This is a genomic window from Natrinema pallidum DSM 3751, from assembly GCF_000337615.1.
In the GTDB taxonomy this organism is placed as follows: domain Archaea; phylum Halobacteriota; class Halobacteria; order Halobacteriales; family Natrialbaceae; genus Natrinema; species Natrinema pallidum.
Genome location: NZ_AOII01000072.1, coordinates 72,853 through 87,491, shown reverse-complemented (window position 1 = coordinate 87,491; position 14,639 = coordinate 72,853). Strand labels below are relative to the sequence as shown.

Here is a 14,639-nt window from a genome sequence, read left to right as displayed (position 1 = left end):
CACCATTGGTGTCACACCGCTAGTTCAGTTTCCAACATGAAGTCTGTTTTGGGGAATGTTACCGATGTTAACCATCTCGCCCGACAGAACGGGACAGGGAACGCGAGCAGCCCGACCGATGGATGCCGGCGGGAGTGACTCGGCCGGGTGGCCCTGATCCCGTGCGGTTATTCGTCGTCCGTGCCCCCCGTCAATCCCGCCAGCGATTCGTCGCCGATCTCCTCCAAGACGCGCTCGTGGAACGACTGGAGGGCGGCGCTCTCGTCTTCGGCGAGGACGACATCGCTGGCCGACAGCGTGGCGAGACCGAACGCCCGCGGCGTCGGCGAGTCGAGTTGCCGCCGCGAAACGGTGAGGTCGCCGGCGTCGATCGCCCCGACGATGTCCTCGATCTCGCGGACGTTCAGTTTGTCCTCGAGAATTTCGCGGTAGGTCTCCTCGATCACCGCGAACTCCTCGAGTTCGTCCGCGAAGCCGAGCAGCATCTCGCTCGAGACCTGCTGTTCGCTCGCGGACTTCTCGTAGCCCTTGTAGCGTTTGAGGATCATCAGCGAGCGCGTCGCGTTGATCCGGAAGTACCGCTGGAGCAGGTCCGTCTCCGAGAGCGACGCCCGCAGGTCCGTCCGGACCTGCTCGGCCTCGAGATCGGCGATGATCCCGTCGATGTCGACTTTCCGGTTGAGCGGCATCGAGAGGACGAAGCCGTTGTCCGCGACGGCTACACGGACGTTCGCGGTCGCCTCCTGTGCACAGCGGTAGGCCAACAGCCGCGACAGGCCGTCGTTGACCCGGCGACCGTACGCCGAGTGGACGTAGTAGTGACGGTCGTACTCCGCTTGGTCCCGGACGACCTCGACGGCGAGGCGGTCGGGCGTGCTCACGCTCTCCGTGCCGGCGTATCGACACTGGTGGTCGAACAGGCGGGCGATGGCCCGTACGCTGTCGTCGTCGAGGGGGAACTCCCGGAGCCACGCGCGGACCCGCGGCGGCCCGCCGGCCTCGTAGCGCTCGAGGAGGGCGTCCTGAAACGCGAGGATCTCGCGACCGAGATCGGACGAGAGCGGCAGTCGCTCGGAGTACCACGAGGGGACGGTCGGGCGGGCGCTCGTGCGATCGACGTAGACTTTCGAGCCCCGCCGGTAGCGGTACTCAAAGTTGCTCCCGCCGAGCACGAAGACGTCGCCTGTCTCCAGCGTGTCGAGGTACTGCTCGTCCAACTGGCCGACCCACTCGTCGCTCGCACGCGTGTACACGTCACACGTGAACGAGTCCGGGATCGTCCCGATATTTGTCATATAGATGACCCGCGCGAGTCGGCCCCGTTTCCCGACCAGCGGTTCGCCGACGGGGAATTCCTCGTGGTGATGTTGGCCGTCGGGCGGGTCGTTCTCGTCGCGCCAGACCTTCGCGTAGACGTTTCGCTCCTCGAGCCCGGCGTACTCGGCGGTGAGATATCGCATCAGCGACTCGTACTCGTCCTCGCCGTAGTTTCGATAGGGGTCGGCCCGACGGAGGATGGCGGTCAGTTCGGCCTCGGGGCGAATCTCGGCGATCGCCATCCCGTAGACGTGCTGGGCCGCTACGTCCTGGGCGTTCTCGGGGATTGACACCGAGTCGACGAACCCCTCGGTGGCTTTCTTGAGCATGACCGCACACTCGAGGAGTTCGTCCCGATCGAGAGCGATCACGCGCCCGATAACGGTCTGGCCGACCCGATGGCCCGCGCGGCCGATCCGCTGGAGCAGGGCGGCGACGGACTTCGGCGAGCCGACCTGGACGACGAGATCGACGTGGGGCATATCGATGCCCAACTCGAGGCTCGTCGAGGTGGTGACCACGTCGAGTTCGCCGTCTTTCAATCGGGCTTCGATCCCCTGTCGGACGTCCTTCGAGAGGCTGCCGTGATGACAGCCGGAGTTGGCCTCGTCGTAGGCGTCGAACCGCTCGCGAAGGTTGTGAAGCACCCGTTCGGCCCCGGAACGCGTGTTCGTAAACACCAGCGTGTTCGTGTGGTCCTGAACGTGCTCGTGGAGCATCCGATAGAACCGCTCCTGGACGACCTCGCGGGGCGTGTTGATCAGGTCGTCGGTCGGACACTCGAGTCGCATGTCGAACTCGCGGGCGAAGCGAGCGTCGACGATCTCGTAGTCGCGTGGATCGCCACCCGGCTCCTCGCGGCCGACGAGGAACTCCGCCACCCGCGAAAGGGGCTCGATCGTCGCCGAGCAGCCGATCCGCGTCAGATCCCCCTCGGACATCGCCTCGAGTCGCTCGAGGCTGACCGCGAGGTGGGTGCCTCGTTTGCCCGCGGCCAGCGAGTGGATCTCGTCGACGATGACGTACTCGACGGTCCGGAGTTTCTCGCGGAACTTCGGCGAGTTCAGCAGGATCGCCAGCGTCTCGGGAGTCGTGTTGAGGATGTGGGGCGTCTCCTCGAGCATCCGCTGGCGGTCGCTCGAGGACGTGTCGCCGTGGCGGATCGCGTGCCGGATCTCACCTGTCGATTCCGCGCCGCCGTCTCGTTCGTCGACGATATTTTCGATTCCGTCGAGAGGGACCTCGAGATTGCGGTGAATGTCGTTCGCGAGGGACTTCAGCGGCGAGACGTAGAGGCAGTAGACCGAGTTCTCGAGGCCGTCTTCGGTGTCGCGATCACGCTTGTAGAGCTCGTTAATGATCGATGTGAAGGATGCGAGTGTATTATGAAGATACAATCCACCGCGCCCACCGACGAAGTTGTGCGTGTCCGGAACACTGAGATCGACGATCGTACCGTTGTAGGGGGATGTCTCGTTCGATTCTACGGTTACCCAAGCGATGTTTCGGCTGCGAATACTGTCGATCTTCGCGGCGAGTTCTTGTGTCGTTTCGTCAGACGGCAGCGACTGAAGTTTCGTAGACAGCGCGTCCAGTGTTTGTTCCGTAAGATATCCGCTTCGTCTGGCCACCTCGTAGATGTTGCCGAGCTCGGCATTGAATTCCCGATCGTTCTCGAAGTACTTCGACAGCGCACGAATGTCCCGATAGTCGAAGACGTGCCGTCCGATGTGGTTTCCGGAACGCTGTCCGGTGGTGTGTGCTTCCAACTGGTCGACGTTCGGATGGACGATCGAACACGCTGACAGGAGCGTCGACAGGTTCTCGATTCCGCGGATTGTGAGCGAATGATACGTTCGCTGCGTTTGTTCGTCCGTATTCGTCGCGTACTTCTCCTGGCGACCGCGGGCCGGGAGAATTCCGAACGAGAGCAAGAGGTATGTCAACTGCTCTATTTTCAACTCGTTGGCCTGTACGAGACGAACCTCGTTGGATCGAACCTCCGCCTCTAACGACAGAAACGTCGACAGAAACGACTGTTTGATCGGTTGTGACGCATTCAAGACCCAGTTCGGAAGCGACACGTCACGGCCCGGGCCGGGTTCGATATCCAGTAGTTCTGCAAAGAACACGGAAAACGCCGCGTCGGAAATAACGTAGTCGATTTCCGACTTTTGTTCGAATTCGATACCGAACTGATCCCACATCGTCTCCATTGCGCGTTCGAGAATCTCGGTCCGATTTTTCCGCGTAATCATCACAAATCGGTTCCGTTCGTACTCTCCGATGAGTCCCTCTCCGAGAACGAACGCAGCCAGTTCTGCGAGATCAGAGTCGAGCGTGGTTGGATAGCGAAATCGGGAAACGCGACCGTTGTCCGTTTTGACGAGTACCTCGCCGGGAGGAAGCCGCGTATACGCTTCTCGAAGTAACTCAAGAAATTCCTCGGAGCAGTACTCGCTCGTACCGTTGACGAGCTTTGAGACGGATGCGAGGCCGATGGACAGTCGATCCGCTACGTCTGCGTAGGTGAGGTCCGCGAGTGCGAGTGCGAGTCGCCGTTCGTACTCGTCGAACGCCGAAATGGGGACTTCTTCCTCGAGACGAGCGACGATCCGGTCTGACTCCGCCTCGGTCGCAACCAGCGGGAATTCCGATCGAAGCCGATCGAGCGCTGCACCCACGTTGAGCTCGATGTCACGCTCGGGAAGATCGATGTGCGTTGGAATTCCGATCCGGTCACCGTCCTCGATCTCACTTGCCGGTCGCCACTCGGGACCGGATGACGTCTCAACGAGAAGCGGATGATCCGGTGTAACCTCGACCTCTCTTCCGTACGACGTTTGAATCCGGTGCATCGGTCCGTCGTAGGATTCCGAGTACACCATCGACTCACGGAGCGAGAGTTCGTCTTCGTCGAGCGAGTACGCTTCGATCGAACTCGTGTACAGTTCGCCGTCCTCGTCAACATCTGTAACTTTTCTATGTCGGCGTTCGAGAAGGTCTTCCGCCCGAACGACTGTTGCATCCCCATCATCTTGGATGACCATCGGCGTATCCGGCTTCACGCACTTTCCGCTCCCGGTCGGCGCACAGACCAGCGTGTTCGTCCCGTCGTGAATCTTCGGGATGGCTCCCTGCTGTGGCGGCGTAAAGAAGCCCTCGTTTTCGGGGACGAACTCGCCGAACTCCTCGAGCCACCACTCCTGTACCGCGGGCTCGAGCAACTCGAACACGTCGCCGTCCTCGATGGCTACGTCGGCCGGGTCGAAAGGGAGATCATCGTCGTCGACCGGCAACGCGAGGGGCTCGCTCCCGTCCATTACCGGCGTCTCGGTGGCCGGCGTGTAAGAGGGTTTGGACAGCGGGGTGAAAGTGAACGGCGAAGTCACCGGTCGAGTGGCGATCGGTCGGTGGATGCCCGCCTCGAGTCGCGTCCCGGTTCCGACCACAATACAGTTATCCCATCGTTGTTGACATTCAAGAAATGCTATCGGCGCGGTCCCTCAGTATTGCCGTCGTCGTTTTGCTCATCGCGCTCCTCACGGTGGGGCTCGTCGGTGGAACGACGATCGTCGATCCCGACGGGGACGATGTCTCGCCGCTGGACGAACTTCGCGACGGCACTGCGGTCTTCGACGGCGATACCGACGGGGACGGGCTCGACGACGGGGCGGAGAAGCGCTACGGAACCGACCCAACTCGCAGGGATACGGATGGAGACGGCCTCCCCGACGGGTCGGAAGTTCGCGAACGCGGAACGGACCCGCTCGAGGCGGATACGGACGGCGACGGCCTCACCGACGGCGCGGAAGTTCGCGATCACGGCACCGATCCCACCACGACGGACACGGACGGTGACGGGCTCGACGATGCCGACGAACTCGAGGCGCACGGAACCGATCCGCAAACACCGGATACGGACGGTGACGGCCTCACCGACGGCGCGGAAGTCCACGAACACGGCACCGAGCCGACGGAGTCCGACACCGACGGCGACGGACTCGCGGACGAGGCGGAGCTCAACCGGCGGAACCTGTATCCCGACGCCGATCCGCTCAGCACCGATATTTACGTCGAAATCGACACCATGGACGGCGTCGCCCTCGAGCGAAGCGAGGCCGACCGGATCGCCGCCGCATTCGACGCGGCTCCGCTGGACAATCCCGACGGATCGACCGGGGGCGACCTGCACATGCAGTTCAACGAGACGGTCCCGCGAGAGCCGTCGACCGACACCGGCGATCTGAGCCGGTATCGGTCGCGCTACTTCGATCGGGAGGGGATGGGGTATCACTATCTGATCATCGTCGAGGACATCGCCGAAGACCGGAGCCGCGGGACCGTCATCGGCAAAGCCGGGCTGGGAACGATGATGGTCGAAGCGCAGCCGGGCCCCGGGGAGACGGGGTCGACCGTGATGCACGAACTGGGCCACTCGCTCGGCCTCTCGAACGGGGACTTCGAGGGTATCGACACCGACCAGTACAGTTTCGCCAGCTACACGAGCGTCATGAACTACAATTCGCCGCGCGATTACTACGGGTTCTCCGCGGGCGGCTTCTTCAACGAATTCGACGACTGGGCATACATCGACGACCACATGTTCACGCCCGCGACATCGTTCGTTTCCGACGACGAGTGAGCCGTACTCGACCCACGACACCCGTCCGCTGGCGACTGCCGACCCGCGTGGCTCGGCCGCAGGCGAACTGCCGGCCTCCCTGGTCGCCGCCGTTCCCTCGAGCACCCCCGACTCGTCGACACGACCGTGCGCGCCACGAGACGCGAACTCGAGTCTTCGCGTGCCGCCCCTTCCTCCAACCGCATACGGTCGGGACCGCGTGCTCGAGCGACACCGCTCGCCATGTGACAGCCTAACGCCCTTCTCGAAGTGACAGATATCTGCTAATTCCTGTAGTATTCTCGGAATAGCACGACAGCGTCGCTTCAAGGGCACACTGGAACTTCGATAGTCTCCCCTGATTCTCAGTTCTGAAAGCCTTTCATCGTTTACGGACCTTCACTATCCCTTACCTATATATACATCTGGCCGCCTCGGTGCTATTAGCATCGGTGACGACTCGAGAAAGCGGGGACGCGAGGTTGGTTCCAAATCCCCTTGGTCCGCACGTCTCGCTTTGCCGAGACGGAAGATAAGCTTTCTCACCGTTCACAGCCGATGGGTAAGAAATATGGATTTGAAATCATACCGCAACAAACTGGTTGGCAGCGAAAACGAACGAGCAGTATCACCCGTTATCGGCGTGATTCTGATGGTGGCAATCACGGTCATTCTCGCGGCCGTTATCGCCGCCTTCGTGCTTGACCTCGGTGGGAGTGTTGGGCAGGAAGCACAGGCTGGTGTATCGTTGGAGGTCGACAATTCTGCTGAGGAAGTGCAAGTAGAGGTCACGTCACTTGGGAATGCGGATCACGTCAATCTTTCCACGAGTGACACGGGATCCAACTGGGACTCTAGCGATGCTGAGTATCTCAAAGTCGGAGATACTAGGACGTTCAACGCCAGTACTTCTGGCGGTAGCCCAGTTCATTTGGAAAACTCGGGAACGATCTCTGCAGTCGCCGTAATCAACGAGTCGGATACCGAAACCTCCGTTGGAAGTGAAGAATGGAACTTCAATTAATTAATTAATACTAAACAATGGATCTATCAAACTTCAGGCGGAAGCTCGTTGGCAATGACGAACAACGTGCAGTCTCACCAGTTATTGGTGTGATCTTGATGGTTGCGATTACCGTCATTCTCGCGGCCGTGATCGCGGCATTCGTGCTTGACCTTGGTGGAAGTGTTGGCCAAGAGGCTCAAGCCGGTGTTGGTCTCGAAGTCGACGAAGAGCAACAAGAAATAAAGGTCGAAGTCACTTCTCTCGGAAACGCAGATCACGTAAATCTAAGCGGTGACATCGGCCCTAGTGAAATCGATGACACTAATGCCTATGCTGGTACCCAAACAGCCAACGATATATACAAGGGCAATATGACCAGAATGGGTGTCGGAGATACAGTTACAATCGGTGATGTCGACAACGGTGCTGATGTTCACCTCACTGCGGCTAAAAATGATAATGCAATTTCTGGAACGGTGACTGCAGTCGCTGTCATTGAAGAAGACGGTACAGAAACGCAGGTCGGCAGCGAAGATTTCAACTTCGACTACAGCTAATGCTGTAGTTCGGTTTTCACATTTTGCATGTGTTTACCCCCATAGAGTTCCTGGCTGAGCCACTGAGACGGCTGAAAACAGCACCCTCTATTTGATTTATATATCTCTCAGTNGACGGCGGTCGAATTTTACGGATTTCTAATTGAATTCCCCGATTTTGAACCTACTGTCCTCCTGCGATTTCTGGGGGTAAACACATACTTGTTTTGCTAGCTATTAATCGTATATTCACTAATTAGGAAAATATTGCATTGTATTTTACTTAAATTCTCATATAGTTAACTATAAATTTATTAAAATATTGTATTTAATCCCATTCTGATTGATAGTTTCGTGAAAATACGGTTCACCTTCGCATCGTTTAAGACCGCTGTGGCTATCGTTGTAGATATGAGCGACGAGAGCCAGGAACTCGGCATCACCGAGTCGAAATCGCACAAGCCCGGCGAGTGGTACGCCGAAGTCGTCCAGAAGGCCAACCTCGCCGACTACGCACCGATGGGCGGCTTCATCGTCACGAAGCCGCGTGGCTACGCCCTCTGGGAGGCCATTCAGGAGTCGCTCGACGGCTGGTTCACGGACACCGGCGTCGACAACGTCTACTTCCCGATGTTCATCCCCGAGAGCTTCCTCGAGCGGGAGAAAGACATCGTCGAGGGGTTCGATCCGGAGGTCGCGTGGGTGACCCACGGCGGCCACGACGAACTCGAGGAGCGACTGGCCGTCCGGCCGACCAGTGAGTCGATCATCGCGCCCTTTATGGCCGATTGGACCCGCAGCCATCGCGATCTCCCGATGCGGCTCAACCAGTGGTGTTCGGTCGTCCGCTGGGAAGCCACGGAGACCAAGCCCTTCTTCCGGACGAAGGAGTTCATGTGGCAGGAGGGACACACCGCCCACGCGAGCAACGAGGGCGCGTGGGAAGAGGTCTGGACCCGACTGGGGCAGTACGAACGCGTCTACGAGGACGTGCTGGCGGTGCCGGTGCTCCGCGGCAAGAAGCCCGAACACGACAAGTTCCCCGGCGCGGACACCACGACGACCGTCGAGGCGCTGATGCCCGACGGCAAGTCCGTGCAGGGAGCGACCAGCCACAACCTCGGCCAGAGCTTCGCCGAGGCGTTCGACATCACCTTCGCCGACGAGGACGAGAAAGAGCAGACAGCCTACACCACCTCTTGGGGCCTCTCCTGGCGTGCAATCGGGGCGCTCATCATGACCCACTCCGACGATCAGGGACTCGTGCTCCCGCCCACGGTCGCGCCCACGCAGGTCGTCATCGTCCCGATCTGGCAGGAAGACACCAAGGAGGACGTCCTCGAGTACTCCGAGGGGATCGCCGACGACCTCGAGGCCGCCGGCTTCCGCGTCGAACTCGACGACCGCGACGAGCGCAATCCCGGCTTCAAGTTCAACGAACACGAACTCAACGGCGTCCCGCTCCGACTCGAGATCGGCCCCCACGAGGTCGACGACGCGGAGGTCACGCTGGTCCACCGGCCGGACAACGCTGAATCGGTCGCGGACCGCGACGGGATCGTCGACGCCGTCGACGAGCACCTGGACGAAATCTTCGACAAACTCTACGAGTCCGCCGAGGAGAACTTGGAAGCGAACGTCCGCGAGGCACACAGCCCCGAAGAGATCCTCGGAACGATCGGCAAACACGGCGGCTACGTGAAGACGCCGTGGTGTGGTGACGAGGCCTGTGAGGAGGTCATCAAGGAGAAGATCGCCGCCGAAATCGTCATGCAACCGCTCGAGGACGAGGGCGGCTCGACGGCCGGCGAAGTGCCCGAACCCGACCACGACGAGTGTGGCGTCTGTGGCGACCCCGCGGACGAAATCGCGTACTTCGCGAAGTCGTACTGACCGGTTCGGCTTCGGCGGTTCTGTTTCGACGCCGCGATAGTAGTAACTGACAGTCAGTGCACACCTGAGCGCACGTCAGCGTTACGATCAGTGTGTCAATCGTTTCAGTTCCGACTATCGTTCGGGCGCGAGCCGAACTCGATGCCCGTCCGGCGGTAAATCATGAGTGACTGTTTCACTCATACCTAATCCTTTAACCCGTGGTACCTTACCCGGGGAGGCTGAGTAAGCGTATGTGGTGTTCACTCTGGTGGGTGAACACTACGTGCCTCTGACATTCCCCGCTACCGGGAAGACCCGCTTCCCGGGCGGGAGTTCGACGGCCGTGCGGACCACGCGACGCTTCTCCGAGACGGACGGTAGACCGACCGGCGAGGGTATCCTGGTAGTGATTAAGGATACTGGTAATACCTTATATCAGACCATATGTGTTAATAATACGCTTAGTCATAATGGATTAGCCTCTTATAGTCGTTCCCGCTACGTGTGTGCATGTCACAGCCACATATAGCATCATCCACCGAGCGTTCGGCGGGGCTTGCCGACCCCGAGGACGCACGGTCGAACTGCGGCGTCGGCGTCGTTATGGACCTCGATGGGGACGGGGGACACGACGTCGTCGCCGACGGACTCGAACTACTCGAAAACCTCGAGCACCGCGGGACGACCGGTGCGGAGAAGAACACCGGCGACGGGGCCGGTATTATGCTCCAGACGCCCGACTCGTTCTTCGATCACGTTCTCGATGCGTCCCTCCCGGAGACCTATGCCGTCGGCTCGCTCTTTTTTCCGCAGGCTACCGCGGCGCGCGAGGCACTCGTCTCGCTGGTCGAGGAGACGTTCGCTACCTACGACCTCGACGTCCTCGAGTGGCGGGACGTCCCCACGAACAACGACGACCTCGGGCAAACGGCGGTCGACTCCGAACCCGACGTCCGGCAAGTCGCCGTCGCGCCGACGGACGATCTCTCCGAGGACGACTTCGACCGTCGGCTCTACGTCGCCCGACGCGCGCTGGAAAACGCCGTTGAGGACGCCGATATCGAGAACAAAGAGCGCTTCTACGTCGTCTCGCTGGGCGCGAAGACGGTCGTCTACAAGGGGCTGCTGAAAGGCGTTCAACTCCCCGCCTACTACCCCGATCTCACCGACGAGCGGATGGCATCGACGTTCGTGATGGTCCACGAGCGGTTCTCGACGAACACGCTCGGGGCCTGGCATCTCGCCCATCCCTACCGGAACATCATCCACAACGGCGAGTTCAACACCATTCAGGGCAACATCAACTGGATGCGCGCCCGCGAGACCGACATCGAGAGCGACGTGCTCCCCGATCTCGAGGCGGTCAAGCCGATCATCGACGACCCCGACCAGTCCGACACCGCGAGCGTCGACAACGCGCTCGAACTGCTGATGCAGGACGGCCGGGACTTAGAGCACGCGCTCCGGATGCTCGTCCCCGAGGCCTGGCGCGGTCGTGGCGCGAAGCGCCACGGGCAGCAACCTTCCGACGAAGCTTGCGACGGCGACGACACGATGGACGACGACCGGAAAGACTGGTACGACTTCCACGCCTCGCTGGTCGAGCCGTGGGACGGCCCCGCACTCGTCGCGGCGACCGACGGCGAACGCGTCGGCGCAGTGCTGGACCGCAACGGCCTGCGTCCCTGCCGGTACGACGTGACGACCGACAACCGCCTGATCATGGCCAGCGAGGCCGGCGCGCTCGAGACCGATCCCGCGGAGATCGAAGAGCGTGGCCGTCTCAAGCCCGGCCAGCTCTTCCTCGCCGACCCCGAGGAGGGTCGGGTCATTCCCGACGAGGAGGTCTTTGACGACCTCACCGACGACCGCTACGGCGAGTGGGTCGCCCAGGAGCAGGTGCGTCTGGACGATATTCGGACCACGAACGACCGCTCGCCGCAGACGGATATCTCGGGACTGCGAGACTATCAGGCCGCATTCGGCTACACGCACGACGAACTCGAGAACCTGATCGAGCCGATGACCCAGAAGGGGAAAGACCCCGTCGGCTCGATGGGTGACGACACGCCGCTGTCCGTCCTCACCGAGTTCAACCGACCGCTGTTCTCCTACTTCAAACAGCTGTTCGCACAGGTCACGAACCCGCCGCTGGACTACATCCGCGAGGAACTCGTCACCTCGATGGAGTCGCGGCTGGGCTTCCAGCGCAACCTCCTCGACGAGTCGCCCGCACACGCCCGTCAGCTCGTCCTCGACTCGCCGATCCTGACCGACGCCGAACTCGAGTCGATCCGCGACTGCGAGGCCAACGGTATCACGGCCGCGACGATCGATATTACCTACGAGCCGCGGAGCGACGAGCCCGGCGACGACCTCGAGGCGGCGATCGAACGCGTCCGCGAGGATGTCGTCGCGGCGATCGAGGACGGCGACCACGACGTGATCGTCCTCTCGGACCGCAACGTCGACGCGGACCGGATCGCGATTCCGAGCCTGCTGGCGACCGGCGGCGTCCACCACCACCTCGTGCGCAACGGCCTGCGTAACCACGTCGGACTCGTCGTCGAGTCCGCCGATCCGCGCACCGTCCACCACTTCGCGACGCTCGTCGGCTACGGCGCGGGTGCGGTCAACCCGTACCTCGCCTACCAGACGATCGAGGACATCACCGCCGGCCCCGACGGGGCCGATACCGAGGTCGCGATCGATGCCTACGTCGGTGCCGTCGAGGACGGACTCCTGAAGATCATGGCCAAGATGGGGATCTCGACGGTCGAGAGCTACCAGGGTGCCCAGATCTTCGAGGCCGTCGGTCTCGATTCGGACCTCGTTGCGGACTACTTCGCCGGCACCGAGAACCGCACCGAGGGGATCGGTCTCGCCGAAATCGAGGCGGACCTCCGCGAGCGCCACGCGACGGCCTTCGGCGGGGACGGCGATGACGCCGACCTCGACCGCCACGGCGAGTTCGAGCACCGCTCGGACGGGATTCACCACCAGTGGAACCCCGACACCGTCGGCGCGCTCCAGCAGGCCGTCCGCTCGAACGACTACGAGCGCTATCAGGAGTTCGCCGCAAAGATCAACGACCAACAGCAGACCCTCCAGACCCTGCGCGGCCTGCTCGAGTTCGACTCCGACCGCGACCAGATCCCGATCGAGGAAGTCGAGCCGATCACGGACATCGTCCAGCGGTTCTCGACCGCCGCGATGTCGCTGGGTTCGCTCTCGCCGGAGGCTCACGAGAACAACTCGATCGCGATGAACCGGCTCGGCGGCAAGTCGAACTCCGGCGAGGGCGGCGAGCCGCCGGAGCGATTCAACACTGAACGTGAGTGTAACGTCAAGCAGGTTGCAAGCGGCCGCTTCGGGGTGACGTCGACGTACCTCTCGAACGCCGACGAACTCCAGATCAAGATGGCACAGGGCTCGAAGCCCGGCGAAGGCGGCCACCTCCCCGGCTCGAAGGTCAACGAGATGATCGCCCACGTGCGCAAGTCCACGCCGGGCGTCGGACTGATCTCGCCGCCGCCGCTGCACGACATCTACTCGATCGAGGACCTGAAACAGCTGATCTTCGATCTGAAGGCCGCAAACGAGGCGGCGGATATCAACGTCAAACTCGTCTCCGAGGCCGGTATCGGCACCGTCGCCGCCGGCGTCGCGAAGGCAAACGCCGACGTGGTCCACATCTCGGGTCACGACGGCGGGACGGGTGCCTCGCCGCGGACCTCGATCAAGAGCGCCGGCCTTCCCTGGGAACTCGGCCTCGCCGAGGCGAACCAGATGCTCTGCGCGACCGGGCTCCGCGACCGCATCCGCGTCTCCGCCGACGGCGGGATGAAGACCGGGCGTGATGTCGCCATCGCCGCCCTGCTGGGTGCCGAGGAATACGTCTTCGGGACCGCCTCGCTCGTCACCGGCGGCTGCGTGATGGCCCGGCAGTGTCACAAGAACACCTGCCCGGTCGGCGTCGCCACCCAGCGCGAGGACCTTCGCAAGCGGTTCCCCGGCGAGCCCGAACACGTCATCAATTACATGACGTTCATCGCACAGGAGTTGCGCGAGATCATGGCCGCACTCGGCTTCGAGACCGTCGACGAGATGATCGGCCGAGTCGATGCCCTGGAGCAGCGCGACGATGTCGACCACCCGAAGGCCCGCAACGTCGACCTCTCGGACGTCCTCGCGGACCCCGGCAGCGATGTCCGTCGGAAGCTCCGCGAGCAGGACCACGAACTCGAGGAGCAACTCGATCGCGACCTCATCGAGGCCGCGGCCGACGCCATCGAGGACGGGGAGCCGGTCAGCCTCGAGACGGACGTGACGAACGTCGACCGCACCGTCGGCGCGATGCTCTCGAACCGCGTCACCAGCCGCTACGGCGAACCCGGACTGCCCGAGGATACGATCACGATCGATGCGGAGGGAACTGCCGGGCAGAGCTTCGGTGCGTTTCTCGCCAGCGGCGTCTCGATGCATCTCGACGGCAGCGCCAACGACTACGTCGGCAAGGGGCTGTCGGGCGGGAAGCTTACCATCCGGACGCCCGAGACCGTGGCCTACGACCCGACCGAGAACGTCTCGATCGGTAACGTCGCGCTCTACGGCGCGACCGACGGCCAACTGTACGTCAACGGCGTCGCCGGCGAGCGCTTCGCGGTGCGCAATTCCGGTGCCACGGCCGTCGTCGAAGGCGTCGGCGACCACGGCTGCGAGTACATGACTGGCGGCGTCGTCGCCGTGCTGGGCGAGACGGGTACGAACTTCGCGGCCGGCATGTCCGGCGGCGTCGCCTACGTCTACGACCCCGACGACGAGTTCGAAGCGAAGGCCAACACCGGAATGGTCTCGCTGCACGACGCCCTCGAGGAGAAAGACGAGCGGATGCTGCGCCGCCTCGTCGAGAACCACGTCGCTTACACCGGCTCCGAACGCGGCCAACACCTGCTGGACAACTGGGAGCGCGCGCTCGAGGCCTTCGTGAAGGTCATGCCCGAGGCCTACTACGAGGCGATCACCGAGCAGGGCAGCGACGACGTTCGCAACGAACTGCCCGGCGCGCCGGAGGTCGCCGCCGAGACCGAATCCGCCGGGTTCGCGGCGGGCGACGACTGACCCCTCGACCTGTTCCTCGAGCGGAGAGCGGACCGTCGGCCCCGCAGCGAACGCGGTCGACGGGTCGACGATGTGATCGCGACCGGGCCGGGTGCCTTCTCGAGCGGTATATTAGACGTATCAAATCCAGTCCGTGATCGTTCGCTACAGGCCGCAGGGC

The 14,639-nt window shown here is 62.1% G+C and carries 6 protein-coding genes; 5 read left to right on the top strand and 1 reads right to left on the bottom strand.

Annotated features, from left to right (window positions below; translation table 11 throughout):
• Positions 1-167: 167 nt before the first annotated feature.
• Positions 168-4,640, bottom strand: coding sequence for an ATP-dependent helicase (locus tag C487_RS11885; protein WP_049908118.1), 4,473 nt, complete (start codon positions 4,638-4,640; stop codon positions 168-170).
• 164 nt (positions 4,641-4,804) lie between these two features.
• Between C487_RS11885 and C487_RS11880 the strand changes: the two genes are divergently transcribed.
• From C487_RS11880 to gltB, 5 genes are all read left to right on the top strand, one after another.
• Positions 4,805-5,962 (top strand): zinc metalloprotease, encoded by a 1,158-nt coding sequence (locus tag C487_RS11880; RefSeq protein ID WP_006186012.1) that lies wholly within the window; start codon positions 4,805-4,807, stop codon positions 5,960-5,962.
• A gap of 550 nt (positions 5,963-6,512) precedes the next feature.
• The gene (locus tag C487_RS11875) at positions 6,513-6,965 is read left to right on the top strand and encodes a type IV pilin (RefSeq protein ID WP_049908105.1); all 453 of its coding nucleotides are present in this window, start codon (positions 6,513-6,515) and stop codon (positions 6,963-6,965) included.
• Between the two features lie 17 nt (positions 6,966-6,982).
• Positions 6,983-7,504 (top strand): type IV pilin, encoded by a 522-nt coding sequence (locus tag C487_RS11870; protein ID WP_049908104.1) that lies wholly within the window; start codon positions 6,983-6,985, stop codon positions 7,502-7,504.
• A 390-nt stretch (positions 7,505-7,894) separates the two neighbouring features.
• Positions 7,895-9,376 carry a proline--tRNA ligase gene (proS, locus tag C487_RS11865; RefSeq protein ID WP_006186009.1) on the top strand — a complete coding sequence of 494 codons (1,482 nt, stop codon included), beginning with the start codon at positions 7,895-7,897 and terminating at the stop codon, positions 9,374-9,376.
• Between the two features lie 492 nt (positions 9,377-9,868).
• Positions 9,869-14,479, top strand: a complete 4,611-nt coding sequence (gene gltB, locus C487_RS11860; protein ID WP_193787931.1) for a glutamate synthase large subunit — start codon at positions 9,869-9,871, stop codon at positions 14,477-14,479.
• Positions 14,480-14,639 lie beyond the last annotated feature (160 nt).